Raw genomic sequence first — 13938 nt, 5'->3', positions numbered from 1 at the left:
TTGCTCCTTCTACCGTCGAGCTGGAAGCACGATCATCTGACGAACGCTGCCGCCTTGGCCGAAGAAAAACACGCCGTTTGGCAGTTCGCGGATTGCGTTCGGACTGACACGGTAGGTGTGCTGGGCGCGAGTCGATTTCGCCTCGACACCGGAGGCGTCGCCGGTCGATTCACCGTGGAAGACGGTGCCGAACGCGTTGGCCTCGACCTCGGAGTCCTTGCCTCGACCAACGATCAGTGCCGCGCCCGCCTGCAAGATTCGTCGCTGCATGTTCTCGTCCTCAGCGATGCCGGCGAGCGACTGAGCCGACAGGTACAGGCCCATGTTCAGCGACCGGGTTGTCTCAAACATCGTTGCGGCCATTTTTGGCGCGGGCATCTCCGACAGATTCTCTCGCACAATCTGCGCGAACTCATCAATCACCAGAACGCCCGGAATGGTGCCTCGCTCGCGCTTCTTCTGCGCCAAGTAGCGGCGCATGTCGTGGATCATCAAGTTCGCCAGCAACACTTCGGACTCATCGCCGTCCACAATCGGCACCACGTGGAACCCTTCGGTAGCCAGCAGCTCGGGCACGGTCCAGCCGTCGGCCTGGTGGAACTGCTCGACCTGTCCCAAGCCCTTTTGCAGTGACAGCCAGGCACGCTCGTGACGCTGCCCTCCCTGCACCTTGCCGGTCAGGTATGGCCGGGTGCTCTCGTCCTCTGCGATGCGGTCAAGCTCTTCCGCGACGGCAATCTCCCACAACGCTCCGAACTCGGCCACGTCGGCGCATCCGTTCGTCTGTTCCCACTGCCCGAGGACGCGCGTAATGACGTCTCTGGCCTCGTCGGCGTAGTAGGTCGTGCTCTCGGTGACCGGGATCAACTTCATTAGCCGCTCGATCACATCGGAAGCGGTTCCCGAGAAGAAGTCATACCCGCCGTAGTGAACGGTCGCGTCGTAGCGGTCTGCAAGGTTCTCCGCGTCGCGTCGGTCCCCCTTGCCGTCGATGAACAGCACACCGTGCCCGTTGGCTCGGTGGCACAGCATCAGAGAGGTCAGCAGCTCGGTCTTACCTGCGCCGGATTCTGCCAGTAGGAGCGCCCGGCCGGCGCCCGGCTTGGCGGGCGCGACCATCGTCTTGCCCACCTGCCAGTCGGTGTTCTGTTGGCGCGTGGCCGTCAGCATCTTGTCCACCACGACTGCGAACGCGTTCGCGGTCCCGGTCTTCGTCGTCACGGCGTGCGGTGCAGTCGTCGTTTCACGGCCGGCCAATGCGCCGATGATGTTCGTCTTGGAGTTCAGGTCGATGCCATGCTTCGCCGCGGTGTCCACGGCCGCGCGTCGTTGTATCGCTATCTCGGTCTGTTCCAGTGTCACCACGTCGGGGACGGACGACCGGCGGTAGCGGACCTTCCACAGAAACGCGGCTCGGCCGATGAGCCACAGACCGGGCGCGAAGCCGAGTACGGCAAGGATCGCGATGAGCGCACTCATGCCGGTATAGCCCGCATAGTCACTCGCGTACGCGGCCCAGTTTCCGCTCATCGAGGGGCGTAGCGCCCAGACTTGCTGCACCCGCCACACGACATAGATCAAGCCTCCGATGCCGAGTGCGGTCGCTGCTGCAACGACGGCGGCGACCGTTCGCGTCACCGTCCGCCAATAGGCTTCCCCGCGGTGCAAGATGGTCTGCTTCGTCAGCAAGCGTGCCAGCATGACGAAGACGAAGAATGCAACCACGAGAGGTAGCCACACGACGACGCTCGCGAGAAGGGTCATTGACGGGTTCGTATTCATCGTGTGTTCTCCCTCGCCGCGCGTGCGGCTAGTAGCTCCTGGCGCTTCTGTTCGGCCCGCGAGAGCGTCGCCTGTGGTGGCTTCTCAATCGCGTCCGTAGTCGGTTCGAGTAGCGCGGCCTGTCCTACGTTCGTCGTCTGTATCTCGCCGGCCTGGACCGCCTCACAGACAAGCGCGGCCAGTGCCGCGTCCGCCGCCTGACGGCCTTCCGTACTCGACATATCCGAGACGCCCAGATGCCACCACCCCGGCGTGACGCGCTCGGCCAGAACTGACCGGAATGAGCGACGTAACCCGTCGCTGGCAAAGACGTACAACACCCCCACTGGCTCGCGGGCCTGAATGTCTCGATAGCGGGCGGCCACTCGGCGCCACCGTTTCGCAGTCTTTGCGGACAGCTCCACCTCTACTTCGACGCGCGTCTGACCCATCCATGCCGTGCCGTCCGACACCTTCTCGTCGTGAGCGCCGCGCGCAAGCGGCGGCGTCCAGTCGAACCCAGCACGGATGAACTCAACGGCCACGTCAGCCACGCGAAGCTCGTGCGCGGCCTGGACCTCGACCACCGCGAACTGGCGGGTCACATCGACCCCAAGGATGCTCTCAGCGCGCGAACCGCCGCGCTGCACGTACTCCAACTCGGTCTGCTGCACGAGACGACTCACGTACGTGCTCCATGCACCACGTTTCTTTTCGCCAAGCAGGTGTTCCAAGTAGCGAATGAGAGTGCTCATACGCACGACCCTCAGCGACCGCACCAACTCAACGGTGAGCACCTTCACCTCAGCATCAGATACCGGTGTGCGCATCACATCAACCTCTTCCTTTGCCGCAACCCACGGAGGGCCGCTCGCAATCACATTACAAGGCAAGGGTGCGTCGTCTCAGCGCCCGCGCCAGACCCCTCACCGACAGCGACCAGGACGACGCGAAAACCAATACCAGGTGGCGCCGATCAACCGCTCTCGGGCGCGCAATTCGACGGCAACACACGACACACAACTACCTGCGCCGCCTACGTCTACAACCCACACACATCTGCCGCGCTCTAACGGCAACCACTGACCAAGACCGACTATCCCTTCACACCGCAACCACCCACCTACATCGCTGTCTTTTTCTCCCCTTCCTCCCACCCACCTCCCACCTCACTCATGCTGACTGCTCCCCACCTGGCAACCCTTTGGGGACTGTCTCAGGATTCACCACCCTCACAAGCTTGCGCAGGGGGGGTGGTGAATCGTGTGACAGTCTACGGCGCAGCCGTATTGCCAGGTGGGGAGCAGTCAGCACTGTAATCTGATGGTAATGCTTCTTACAGTTAAATTACGGGTGCATCACACTATTTTTGCGCGGTTCGCGTCGAGTCCTCCGCGTTCTCGCGACGGTCCCCTGCGCGAGCTTCACCTCGTGCTAACGTCCCGCTCATGGAACATGAACACACAGACGAACATGCCTCGGTCGATGACATAACGACACGCGCCCTCGCCAAAGCTCGTCAGGAGTTCGAGCGGCGCGAAGCGCGCTCGCGGGAAGAGATTGCGCGCGCTGTGCGCGCGTTCCGCTCGATTGACCAGCTCGACCGGGAGCTGAAGGACAAGCGCGCCGAACTAGAGTCCGCGCTTGACGCCCTCGCCGGTCTCGATGTGAACAGGGCAGTGATCGCGGAGGCTCTCGGGATTACCGAGGGAACGCTCGCAAGGAGACTTCCCAGCAAGCGCAAGTCACCGCGCACTTCTGGCGCATCGCGGCGAGTACAAGGTCGGCCTAGCGGCAACACAGATTCTGACGTACTCTGATCGCGAACTAACTCCCAGCATTGGAGCTTCCATGAGCCAGTCATTCCGCCGTCCAGCAGCGGCCGCTAGCGCCGTCGCGTTGGCGATCACACTCGGGTCCACTGCCGCCGCGTTCGCGCAGCCGACTCCTTCACCCCAGGTCCCCAACCGCCCGTCGCCGTCACCGCAGGTGCCGACCGCACGGCCGGCGCCGGCCGTCCCGGTGGCGATCCAGAATGTTGCCCCTGGAATCCAGCGAGCCGCGCAGCCGCTCGTTGTTTCGTCGCCGCCCCAGATCATCACGCAGACAGTCACCGAGACCGTTGTTGTTGAGCGCGAGGTCCAGGTTGTGCAGGAGTCCGGCGGCCTTCTTCTGCTCGATCCTGCGGTGTCGCAGAACATCACCCCGGTAGACGTTCTCAACAAGTTTGACGCGAACGTGGCTGCACGACACGGAGCTGACCGAGCGCATCTCGACCAGGTTCTCGGCGCAGCCGGAACCGGTGCCGCTGCTGTCGGGTCACTCGGCGCTCTCGGCGGCGGAGCCGTCGGCGCGGTCGGCACTGGCATTACGGGCGCTCTCGGCGGTGCGGCCGTCGGCCTGGGCGCACAGATTCCGGCGCAGGTGTCTTGTGGCGTTGTCACCGTGGTTGCTCCTGGCGTCGGCATTCCCTGCCACGCAATCGCGGCGGCCGCTGGACCTGCCGCCGGCGCCGCTGTTCTTGGCACCGTCGGCGCTGGTGCCGGCGCGGGTGCGGGAAGCCTTGCAGGCGGTGCTGCCGCCGCCGTCGGCGGCGCGGGCGTGGGAGCTTCGACCGTTCCCGGCGGTGTCGAGACGTTGCAGGGCCTCGCCGCTGACATTGTGTGGGACTTTGAGAACGAGGCCCGCATCGCGAATGGTTATCAGCCCCTCGTCGGTGACAAGCCGTCGGGACAACCCGGTAGCACCCCCGTTGAACCCTCGACGGACACACGCATCACTGACGGCACCGTGCTCGGTGAGGGTGCCACAGTGTCACCGCCTCCGGCCCCGGCCACCCAGGCGTCCGCGCCGGCCGCACCGCCGGCGCCACCGGCGGTCCCGGTCCCCGCTGACCTCGCGGTGGTCGCCGGCCAACTTGGCGCGGACGTGCAGGCGGCAGCAGATCAGGTCAGCAACGACGTGAACCGTGCGGCGCACCAGATCAGCGCCGACATTGACCTGGCCTCGCGCGACCTCACTGCGGCTCTGGCAGGACTCGCCTAAGCGCAGCTCGAAGGACTGTGCCCCCGGCCCTTCTGGGCCGGGGGCACTTTTACGTTCGCGTCAGTTTCCAATCCACCGGATACGCCCGTTCTCGGTGTGGGCCTGGTCCACCTGCTCGCCCGCTTTGCAAAGCAGGTCTGCGACGTTCCGCAGGTGCGTTTGCGTGTGCTCGCAGGCGCGCCCGTCGCCGCTTCCATCGTCGCCGTCGAAATGTGTTCCGTCTACCGCGCCCGCGTGCCACTCACCGAGCTGGTACGCAACGTACCGGAGACTCTGAATAGTGTCCGACAGCTCTCCGATCAAGCGGTATGAATCGGCGCCGTTTGGCACGCTTCGAGTGGAATGAGCGAGGGTTCGAGCAGTCTCGGACAGCTCGGCGGCGACCTCGGTTTGCCGGTCTACCTCGTTGATCGCCATGACTACCCCTCGCCCTCGGCTTCCAGCAGCTCGGCTACGTGCTTAGCCAGCACGTCTGACATCGACAAATCATTCTCGAACGCCCATCGCTTGAACGCCTTTCGCTCGGCGTCAGTCAGATAGACCATGACGCCCTTGTCGCGCTTCGGCGCGGCCGGCGCCGGGGCGGCCGGAGTAAAGGTTTCGCGCGCGCTCGTCTCGCGCGCCTTCTTGGCTCCCTGCGCCAGCGGGCGTGCTGCGCCTCCGGTCAGGTTCGGTGCGTCACTCATGCTGTCGTCCTCTCATTGTTGGCGGGCACCAGGTGGCGCCACACGTCGGTGTATCCAAACAGGCCCGGCTTCTCGATGATCCCCAGTCCGTTGGTTCGCTTGATCGCCTCCCGGCGCGGTATGTAGCCGGGAAACTTCGGGAAGTCGTCAAATGCTGCGCGGGTCTCGTCCAGCAGCCTCCGTCCGGCCTCGCCGTTCACAAACAGCACCGCGTAGTCACGGTGGCTCAGTGACGGCGCCAGGCGCCACGCTTGGCGTGTCGAAGCCGGTTCGGGTGTCGTCACGAGGATCACGTAATCAGCAGCGTCCACGGCCGCGTCAATCACGTCAGGAATGATCGGCGGAGTGTCGATAATCGTGAAATCAGCGCGGCTGTCGCGGTGTGCCAGCTCGTGCCCCTCCACGGCGTGAACCTCGAACGGCAAGGGTGTGCCTGCCCCGGCGGCGCCAGCCGCCCAGTCCAGTGCCGACGCCTGCGGATCAGTATCAAGCACTTCGACGGTGTACCCGTCCGCAACGGCCGCCGCAGCGAGGTAGATCGCCGTAGTGGTCTTGCCAACGCCTCCCTTCGCGTTCGCAATCGTGATTGTCGCCATGAGCGCCCTCCCTCTCCGTGTTGGTGTACTGCCACACTAGCACGCTGGCACACTGTTGACTAGTGGGTTAGCTGTAGGAAGTTCGGGCATTTTGCGCCGCCTGTCGTTCCCGCACAGTCTCGGCAGTGATCGGAGTCCCATCAGGAAAGTGCCCGTCTGCGAGCATCTGCACCACCGGCCGGTACTGCTCGACAATGGCCTCCCTTGCCTTAGCGCGCGCGTTGTAGATCGTTTGCCTGCTGACCCCATACTCGCGAGCGAGGGCCGAGACCGACGCACCCTGCGCCAGCCTCTCGACCGCCGATGCACTCTGCGCCTCCGTCAGCGCCGGCTTCCGCCCGCGGTACTTGCCCTTGGTCTTGGCTATGGCGATACCTTCGGCCTGGCGCTCGCGCGCGGTCGCCCGCTCGAACTGGGCAACTGCCGCCAGAACCGTCAGCATCAGCTCGCCCTGCGGGCTGTCCGTGTTCAACGCCGGGTGGTCTATGAACTCGACCGCTACGCCCTTTTCCTTCATCTGCCGCACGAGCGCCAGTAGGTCCGTAGTCGAACGGGCTAGTCGATCCGGCGACGTGACCCGAACCGTGTCGCCTTCCCTTACGAAGCGGAGCAGTTCCGCCAGTTCTGGCCGATCCGTGCTCTTGCCGGAGGCGCGATCTGTGTAGATGCGGTCAGCTCCCGCCAGCGCTTCGAGCTGCCTGGCCGGGTTCTGCTCAGTCGTGGAGACCCGTGCGTATCCCACCGTCATTCCCATGTGTGTCTGCCTTCCGGAGATTGTCTAGAAAGAGTCAGAACCCTAGCTCAGACCTGTCCAGAAGGGGCGATTCGTGCCCTAGATGGACGGGCACCGTGCTCGTCGGGAGCTGTCCAGGAGCGTGTACCCCAGATGGGCGGCACCTCCTGCGAGACACCTCCCCTGCGCGGGACCGGAAGCCCCAGAAAACCGGGCGGGGCTGCGCCCACATCTGAGTTAGTTCATGTCCTACCCCAATACGAGCTACATCTGTGTAATGATGCGATCATGGCAACGGCGGCAGCACCTTCGGTTCATAACGCGGCCTCCTGGCGAGAGCGGTACTGGCACAACTGGGCGCTCGCGACCAACCATCTTGAGGACGGTGTTCGCCGCCTCCCCCGCGACCGCGCGCTACAGCACCGCTACATCGAGACCGGGCCGGGGGCTATGACGATCTGTGTGGTGATCGACGTAGACCACCCCCTTGCCGCCATAAAGGCGTTTGAGTCGCCCGCAGATCACCCGAAACCGTCCTGGGTAGCAGAGGGGCCAACCGGTCACGCGCACGTGGGATGGTGGCTCAACGAACCTGTCACGCGGACTGAGGCTGCACGCCAAGCACCGATCAGATACCTAGCTCGGACAGCCGAGGGGCTGCGCCGGTCACTCGACGGCGACCCGGCGTACACCTCCCTGCTCACCAGATGCCCAGTTGCGCCGGACGCAGAGGTCATCTGGGGAACAGACAAGGCGTACAGTCTGCGCGAGCTGGGGACAATACACACCCCTCGCCAGCTCCCCCGCAAACCGGAACGGTCGCATGGATTCGGCCGCAACTGCACGATGTTCGACACGGCCCGTGCTGCGGTCTACGGGCTACACGATCCAGAGCAGCCGTACGAAGAGTGGCAGCGCGTCGTGATGCAGCACTGCCACGCGGCCAACTCAGCATTTCCTGAGCCTCTACCATTCTCGGAGGTCACAGCGACGGCCCGGTCGATTTCTAAATGGGTCCGGTCTACCTTCGTAAGCAAGAAGGAATGGCACGCCGCCCAGGGCCGCCAATCGGGCGTGGTCCGTCGTGCCGCACGCGACAAGCGGCTTCAGGAGGTCTTCGGATGAGTGCCCTCGATCCTCGTCCCCGTATCGACAAAGAAGGCCGACCACTGACAGCGGCCGAGGCCGCTGAGCGGCTTGGAATGTCGGAACGGCATGTGCGGCGTCTTCGTGCAGAGCCGCGGAGCGTGGTGGTTGAGCGTGCCGCTGCACGCCGTGAACGAGCTGCCGCACTTCGTGCGGCAGGGAAGTCGTACCGTGAGATCGCAGAAGAAATGGACGTGAGCACAGGAGTGGTCGGCCACCTGTTGCACGAACATCGCAAGCGGGCCGGCCAGCAACAGCCAGGCCGAGGACGGAGCGCGTACCTGTGTCGCCCGCCGGGGACGACCGCCGACTGATTTAGTTCATGTCCTACCCCAACAACCGTAAGTCGCTCACGCGCCACTGTCCCGAAATCTTGCGCAGCGCTACGGCGTAGGTGGTGTCGAGTGGCGACGTGGACCCCGCTAGCTGGCGCGTCACGACCCACTTTCGAGTCCACGTGGTGTCGGTGTCTGGTGGGTGTTGTTCCTCGTCCTGGCGGACGGTGACAGTGACGCCGCCGCCGGCACTGTCCCATGCGCGCCATGCCGGGCCAGTCATGGTTGGCACTACTGACGCTGGATCGTCTCTGAGCTGGGTCCATAGCTCGGGGGTGACGACACCGCGCAAAGTGGCGGCCGCCGCGTCCTGGTCCTCGACCTGGGCGGGGGTTGCGTGGGCGAGACGAAGCAGTGCCGTTTCGGCCACTGCTTCGGGGGGTTGGCCTTGTAGATGCTCGAACCCCTCGCCGTACGGCATGATGATTTCGGCCGTTTCCGGCCCCCGTGGACTATGACCAGCGTGATTATCGACGTAGCTGTCGTCGTCCTGGTCCGCGCACGAGCTGAGCACGAGCACAGCTGCCAGCAGGCTCGCTGCGGCTGTGCCGAATCTCCGGTCATTCATCACGTGTTTCCGCCTCGCCTTCATCCAATACGACCCGCATTACCTTGTCTGGCGGCTGCCAAACCTCGTACTCACCGACCGGGACGCCGAAGGTCTGGGCCTCATACTGCATATCGGCGCCGTCCTTCTGACCGGAATAGATCGACACGTGATGGAAGTGACCTGCACCGAAGAACAAGAGGTCACCGGGGCGGGCTTCCTCCCAGGACACTTCTTGAAGGAGGTCCGAGTGCCCCTGGTCCTGTGCTGTTCGCGGTAGCGAGACCTGTCCCCCTGTCGCCTGATAGACGGCGAACTGCGTGAGGCCGGAGCAGTCGTAGCCGAGCGGATCGTCGCCGGACAGGCCGTTGGTTGGCCCCTCGGTATTTCCGCCACCCCACACGTACGGCATTCCGAAGCCCTTTTTGGCTTCCAGCAGAATGCGTCGGCCCAGTCCGTCTGCTGACGGAACATCGGCAAGTGAGCCGGAACCGCCGCACTCGGCGGTGCCGGCGGCCAAGCTACCGGCGGCACTACCGGAAAGGCGCTCATAGTATTCAGCCGCCTCGGCCGCGCGGTCGGCGTACTTGTGCCTGTACTTGGCGGCCGGGTTCTCCACGTCGGCGGCGATCTGGCCAACGGAGTCATGTGGAACTCCGGCGGCGGTGTCGTAGTACCAGTTGATCTGCTGCGCCGGCTCCATCAGACCCTTGATTCCGCCGGCCTGCTCAGCCCAGTATTTCACTCGCTGCTGAAATAATCCGACCGAATCGTAGTCGCCTGGGGCGACTCCATCGTTCGGGTAGTTCTTGGACTCGGGAACAGCCTCGCTGGCCAGATTGTGCAGGTCGCTCTCGACCAGTCCAGCGGCGAGAGCGGACACCACCACTATTTCGGACTCATTGCGTTGCTGGCCCACGTCGATGATCTGGGACGCTCGCAGGTCGCGGATCGTCTGAGTGTCGGCGCCACTAGTGTCGCCGTTCTCGACGGTCCCCGGCTCCGTGCTCTCGCCCTCGGCGTCCTGGTCCTCGCCCTCGTCGCCGCTGTCGTCCTCGGGGGCGGCCGCGCCAGTTCGTGCCCGCTCGATCCACGGTGCGGGGTCAATGGGCGTTCCCCCCGCAAGTCGGTTGCCTTCGTACAGCTCGAAATGCAGGTGTGGGCCGGTGGAATAACCACTGTTGCCGACGCGCGCGATGTGCTCGCCGGCCTCGACTGTGGCGCCCTCGGCCACGAGGTTGCCGCCGGGGTCTTGGTGGCCGTAGACGGTACTCATTTCGCGGCCGTCAATTTCATGCAGGACCACGATCCAGCCGCCGAAGCCCGACACTCCGGTGTCCTGCGAGGCGATCACGATTCCGTCCGCGAAGGCGTATATCGGCGCCCCGCGGGGCGGCGCCAGGTCCATGCCGTTGTGAGCCTCGCCGCCGCGTGGGCCGAACGGCGAGGTAATGGGAGCATCAAGGTCAACCGGGTATGCGAGACCTTCCGAGTTGGCTGGGCCGCTGCCGCCAGCGCGTCCGCCGCTGGCTGGCTCGCATCCGTCTTGACTGTCCAGCCACATGATGAGGAAAAGCGTCAGCACGAGCAATATCGCGATGATCTTTTTCCTGTGGCGGACGATGAAGCCAGTAGCGGCTATTGCGGTGGACACTGAAAACTACTTTTCGAGCCGGACACTCGTTGCGTGAATGCCGGTCTGCTTTTCATACTCGGGAAGATGAACGCGGAAAGGAATGCCGGGAGCTGAATCCGACTCTGAGGTTTTGAGAATGAAGCAACCCAACCCAGATAGACTCTGACGGTCGCCGGCTACAAACTCTTCGCCTGGCAATGGCGTTTCCGACCACTCCTGCAATAAGGCTTCCTCGGTCTCGGTGAAGTTGATAATGCCGCGCATTTCATCTATTTCGTTCTGAGTGACTGGCCCGATGAATTTTGCACGACAGCGCTCGATGAAGCCGGTGGCTCGCCCCTGGTTTGAGTCGCCGCCGGCTACCCGCTTGAAGTCGCGCACGGAGTGCGTCACCAGGGTCAATACGACACCGCTGGTCCTGTTGGTTCTCGTAACACGGTCGATATATGACACGGCATGTTCTGGGCTGGCCTCTAGGAGCTGCCACAGCTCGTCACCAATAAGATCAAAAACAACCTTGTCGTGAATTCCGTTATCAGACAGGACGTGATGCCCTTCAATGGCGGCAAATGCGTTTTGCCAAGAAATGAGCATGACAGCAGCCCGAAGAATGGCATTGTTCGCAGGTACGGCAGAAACGTCAATATCAATGCACGGTACGCCGAGGTTGATCGGGTCCGTGGTTTGGCCGTTGAAAAGGCTTCCCATCGGCCCGTCGATAATGGCTTTGAGGCTGCGCCGAACGGCGCGAGTTTCATCCAGGTAAGTGTCGTGGTGGGTGACACTAACTGCATCCATTAGAGCGGGGCCACCGTTCTCGATCACGGCAAGGAGGTCCGAAATGATCGGTGGCTGGTCCCGGTCTTGGGTTAGCAGCAGGTCGAGTGCGGCCGAGAGCAGCGACGACTCGTAGTCGCGTAGCCCTGAGCTGCGTAGTAGCTCGATCACGATGGTCAAGTTGAGTAGCGTGCGACGCTTGATTTCCTCTGCAAGCACGGCGTGCTGTTCGGGCAGGTGCTCGATCTGGTGCAGGGCCTCGCCTAGCGAGCCTGGGTCGAGCAGGTTGATCGTGGAGCGTCCGTAACCTGGGGAGATCACCTGACCGCCATACAGCTCAGTCATAGTCCGGTAGTCGGGCTTGCAGTCGGACATGAAAATGACGATGCGGCCGCGACTCACCGCGTAAGTCGCCAGCCGCCGGACGAGACTGGACTTGCCGTAGCCATTGAGGCCGAGAACGATTTGAGTGGGGGCGGACATGAGGTTGGCGCGAAACCAGTCAAGGGCATCGAAGTAGAACGGGCGCCCATGTAGGTAGTGCTGACCGATGGGTCCGCCGAGTTGGGGTGATCCGCCGCCGACAGACCAGGGCCAGAGTCCCTGCACCTGCTTGGTGGTGCCTTGAATCTCGGGCAGCCGTGTGGCAGAAAGGCACTGACCCCCGCCAATGATGGGGCGGCCGTGCGCGTACACCTGGGACTCGCCGCCGAGAGCATCCTTGGTGTCGGTCTCCGCATTGAGCGCCACCAGTCGCCGCCGCCAGAGGGTATTCCATATCGGAATCCGTGAGTCGGCGCGACGCTCCAGTATCTCGCGCGCCGCGTCGAGTTCGTCGGGCGTCATTTCCTTAGAGGGCATTAGACAACACTCCGTCTCCACCTCGTTCGAGCAGGACACCGAGGCCGAGACCGCTCGCGAACGTGGCGCTGTGGTGGTTCGTTGTGGGCCGCATGTGCAGTGAGGCGGCACGGCCCATCCCGCCAATGAGAATGTCGGTGGCGTCCTGATCGGCGTCGACCGGCGTTGTGACAGTGACGATAATCCCGGTGCGTACGTAACCGTGGCCCGCCTGAATCTCTGACCGCGACTGCTCGACGGCCGCCAGGCGAACCTGATCGGCTGGGTCTTCCTGTCCGCGCTTGGTGCGTCGAGCCGCACGAACGGCGTCCCGGTGGTCGGCATCAACGCGCGCTCGAGCTTCACCACGCTCGTACGGACGGAACGTCATGCAGACGCGCTTTAGCGGTAGGTCGAAGTTTCCTTCAAGAACGGGGCGAAGCACCTGCTCGATAAAGCCGTCTGTGGGAAACCTGTAGGCGGCGTAATTGGTGGATACGAACTCGTCGTGAATGAAGCCACGCGGTTGTTCCTCAGCACTCGTCGGGCCGACCTCCGAGAAATCAAGACTCGCGCGCCGATCATCCTCGGCACTAGCGAGGTCGAGCTGTAGCGCATCTGTCGGTGAGTACGCGCGACGGACGAACTCTGCGATCTGGTCGTGCCCCATTAGCCGTGGCGTCAAGCCGGCCGACTCTAGGCCCGGCAGCAAGGTTCTGATCTGCTTTGCGACCTCTCCCGCACAGGTATCCCAATCGCGGTCCCGCTGCTCAAACACCACCGCGAGGCGGTGCCGCATGGCTAGGCGACCCTGTGGCAGCTCTTGGGCTGCCTGCTCGATAATGTCGCGCGCCAGCTGCGGGGAGTTCGGGTCTTCTGACCGTTCGAGGTGGACCTGCCCCGACACACCGGGATCGGGGTAGGTCTCAGTGACGGCCTGCGCGGCCTCGCAGTCTGCGATCTGCCCTAGGTCACGCAGGAAGATGCCCCACGAGTTGACGTAATTGTCGATGGTCGTCTGGGCGACTGCTTCGTCCCCCTTCGAGGACACCGAGAACACGACCGTGAGCGTCTTTTGCGCCGGGTTCGCGATAGCGGCATAGGTGCGATCACCGGGAACCGGCAGATCAACCAGCTTGACGCTAGCGAGCATCCCCGGCGGCTGGAAGCTACGAAGCGTGCCCGGCCGATAGGAAGTCCGGCCTCGCATGCGCAGATACTTGAACATGATCCGGTCCTTCCACAGAGTCAAAATCGATTCCCGGTTCGGCGTTGCCCGCGTGAGGAATAGCCCTGCCGCTCCTGCGAGGCCGACGACAATAGCCACCGGCATAGCGTTGAAAATCGAGCCAAAAACAATGACGAGCGCGAGCAGAACAAGTGCAAGAAGCGAGGCGACGGGTCCAAGACCAAAGAAGAACCCTGTTCGCTGTCGTTCGGTCAGATTTCCGTAAACACCTGAATCACTCATCGACCACGCCTCCTGCCGCTACCGCTCGGAGTGTTATCACTGCTCGGCCGTACCGGGTCCTGTCGATACATCGACCAGTCCTGCCCGAGCCGCTTCCGCTGTTGAGCCGCCTCAGTCGTGCGTGTCTGTCGGCCGCCGCCCGGCCCTGAATCCGCACCAGGTCCGGGCCGACCAGTGCCCGGCTGACTTGGGCCTGACGGCTTTCCATCGCCCGGCTTCTGGCCGCCCGGCGACTGGCCGCCCGGCTTCTGGCCCGCCTGGCTCGACGCACGCGGTTGCGCAGTCTGTGACCGACGTGGGGCAGGGTGGTTGGCGCCGCCCCGGCCTCCGCCAGCTCCGCCGGGGCCGCCGCGCGCACCAGCTCC

Annotated in this window: 14 protein-coding genes; 3 read left to right on the top strand and 11 right to left on the bottom strand. The window is 63.8% G+C overall.

The genetic code is table 11. The features are described from left to right. Positions 1–9: 9 nt before the first annotated feature. Positions 10–1764, bottom strand: a complete 1755-nt coding sequence (locus G6016_RS00610) for a type IV secretory system conjugative DNA transfer family protein (RefSeq protein WP_182630778.1) — start codon at positions 1762–1764, stop codon at positions 10–12. A 14-nt stretch (positions 1765–1778) separates the two neighbouring features. After that, a complete protein-coding gene (locus G6016_RS00605) occupies positions 1779–2591 on the bottom strand; it encodes a hypothetical protein (RefSeq protein ID WP_182630777.1) in 813 nt (270 codons plus the stop codon). A gap of 618 nt (positions 2592–3209) precedes the next feature. Between G6016_RS00605 and G6016_RS00600 the strand changes: the two genes are divergently transcribed. Continuing rightward, complete coding sequence (locus tag G6016_RS00600) at positions 3210–3581, top strand: hypothetical protein (protein WP_182630776.1); 372 nt, start codon at positions 3210–3212, stop codon at positions 3579–3581. 160 nt (positions 3582–3741) lie between these two features. Here the strand turns inward: G6016_RS00600 and G6016_RS00595 are convergent, their stop codons facing one another. Continuing rightward, on the bottom strand, positions 3742–4032 hold the full coding sequence (locus tag G6016_RS00595) for a hypothetical protein (RefSeq protein WP_182630775.1): 291 nt from the start codon (positions 4030–4032) through the stop codon (positions 3742–3744). A 48-nt stretch (positions 4033–4080) separates the two neighbouring features. Further along, the gene (locus G6016_RS00590; RefSeq protein ID WP_182630774.1) at positions 4081–4497 is read right to left on the bottom strand and encodes a hypothetical protein; all 417 of its coding nucleotides are present in this window, start codon (positions 4495–4497) and stop codon (positions 4081–4083) included. 75 nt (positions 4498–4572) lie between these two features. On the opposite strand from G6016_RS00590, the gene G6016_RS00585 reads away from it, so the two are divergent. Further along, positions 4573–4806, top strand: coding sequence for a hypothetical protein (locus tag G6016_RS00585; RefSeq protein WP_182630773.1), 234 nt, complete (start codon positions 4573–4575; stop codon positions 4804–4806). 60 nt (positions 4807–4866) lie between these two features. Here the strand turns inward: G6016_RS00585 and G6016_RS00580 are convergent, their stop codons facing one another. From G6016_RS00580 to G6016_RS00565, 4 genes are all read right to left on the bottom strand, one after another. Continuing rightward, a complete protein-coding gene (locus G6016_RS00580; RefSeq protein WP_182630772.1) occupies positions 4867–5223 on the bottom strand; it encodes a hypothetical protein in 357 nt (118 codons plus the stop codon). Positions 5224–5225: 2 nt separating this feature from the next. Beyond that, positions 5226–5492, bottom strand: a complete 267-nt coding sequence (locus G6016_RS00575; RefSeq protein ID WP_182630771.1) for a hypothetical protein — start codon at positions 5490–5492, stop codon at positions 5226–5228. Next, positions 5489–6088: an AAA family ATPase gene (locus G6016_RS00570; protein WP_182630770.1), complete on the bottom strand. Its 600-nt coding sequence runs from the start codon at positions 6086–6088 to the stop codon at positions 5489–5491. The genes G6016_RS00575 and G6016_RS00570 overlap by 4 nt, the downstream gene beginning before the upstream one ends. Positions 6089–6155: 67 nt before the next feature. After that, the gene (locus G6016_RS00565) at positions 6156–6842 is read right to left on the bottom strand and encodes a recombinase family protein (protein WP_182630769.1); all 687 of its coding nucleotides are present in this window, start codon (positions 6840–6842) and stop codon (positions 6156–6158) included. A 267-nt stretch (positions 6843–7109) separates the two neighbouring features. Between G6016_RS00565 and G6016_RS00560 the strand changes: the two genes are divergently transcribed. Continuing rightward, complete coding sequence (locus G6016_RS00560) at positions 7110–7946, top strand: replication initiation protein (RefSeq protein ID WP_182630768.1); 837 nt, start codon at positions 7110–7112, stop codon at positions 7944–7946. 916 nt (positions 7947–8862) lie between these two features. Here the strand turns inward: G6016_RS00560 and G6016_RS00555 are convergent. The 3 genes from G6016_RS00555 to G6016_RS00545 are packed head-to-tail and all read right to left on the bottom strand — an operon-like array spanning position 8863 to position 13573. After that, positions 8863–10503 carry a peptidoglycan DD-metalloendopeptidase family protein gene (locus G6016_RS00555; protein ID WP_182630767.1) on the bottom strand — a complete coding sequence of 547 codons (1641 nt, stop codon included), beginning with the start codon at positions 10501–10503 and terminating at the stop codon, positions 8863–8865. Between the two features lie 6 nt (positions 10504–10509). Beyond that, positions 10510–12108 (bottom strand): putative type IV secretion/conjugal transfer ATPase, encoded by a 1599-nt coding sequence (locus tag G6016_RS00550; protein ID WP_182630766.1) that lies wholly within the window; start codon positions 12106–12108, stop codon positions 10510–10512. Positions 12109–12112: 4 nt separating this feature from the next. After that, positions 12113–13573 (bottom strand): SCO6880 family protein, encoded by a 1461-nt coding sequence (locus G6016_RS00545; RefSeq protein WP_182630765.1) that lies wholly within the window; start codon positions 13571–13573, stop codon positions 12113–12115. Between the last annotated feature and the right edge of the window lie 365 nt (positions 13574–13938).

Source organism: Dietzia aerolata (genome assembly GCF_014144865.1).
GTDB classification, from domain to species: Bacteria; Actinomycetota; Actinomycetes; order Mycobacteriales; family Mycobacteriaceae; genus Dietzia; species Dietzia aerolata.
Note: the sequence above shows the minus strand (reverse complement) of the source record. Positions and strands in the feature narration are given on the sequence as shown.

What these genes read in the sequence shown, in the direction of transcription:
- G6016_RS00580 (WP_182630772.1), bottom strand. Translation starts at nt 5,223, where the DNA reads ATGGCGATCAACGAGGTAGACCGGCAAACCGAGGTCGCCGCCGAGCTG.
- G6016_RS00600 (WP_182630776.1), top strand. Translation starts at nt 3,210, where the DNA reads ATGGAACATGAACACACAGACGAACATGCCTCGGTCGATGACATAACG.
- G6016_RS00545 (WP_182630765.1), bottom strand. Translation starts at nt 13,573, where the DNA reads ATGAGTGATTCAGGTGTTTACGGAAATCTGACCGAACGACAGCGAACA.
- G6016_RS00550 (WP_182630766.1), bottom strand. Translation starts at nt 12,108, where the DNA reads ATGACGCCCGACGAACTCGACGCGGCGCGCGAGATACTGGAGCGTCGC.
- G6016_RS00605 (WP_182630777.1), bottom strand. Translation starts at nt 2,591, where the DNA reads ATGCGCACACCGGTATCTGATGCTGAGGTGAAGGTGCTCACCGTTGAG.
- G6016_RS00565 (WP_182630769.1), bottom strand. Translation starts at nt 6,842, where the DNA reads ATGGGAATGACGGTGGGATACGCACGGGTCTCCACGACTGAGCAGAAC.
- G6016_RS00610 (WP_182630778.1), bottom strand. Translation starts at nt 1,764, where the DNA reads ATGACCCTTCTCGCGAGCGTCGTCGTGTGGCTACCTCTCGTGGTTGCA.
- G6016_RS00560 (WP_182630768.1), top strand. Translation starts at nt 7,110, where the DNA reads ATGGCAACGGCGGCAGCACCTTCGGTTCATAACGCGGCCTCCTGGCGA.
- G6016_RS00570 (WP_182630770.1), bottom strand. Translation starts at nt 6,088, where the DNA reads ATGGCGACAATCACGATTGCGAACGCGAAGGGAGGCGTTGGCAAGACC.
- G6016_RS00575 (WP_182630771.1), bottom strand. Translation starts at nt 5,492, where the DNA reads ATGAGTGACGCACCGAACCTGACCGGAGGCGCAGCACGCCCGCTGGCG.
- G6016_RS00595 (WP_182630775.1), bottom strand. Translation starts at nt 4,032, where the DNA reads ATGCGCTCGGTCAGCTCCGTGTCGTGCAGCCACGTTCGCGTCAAACTT.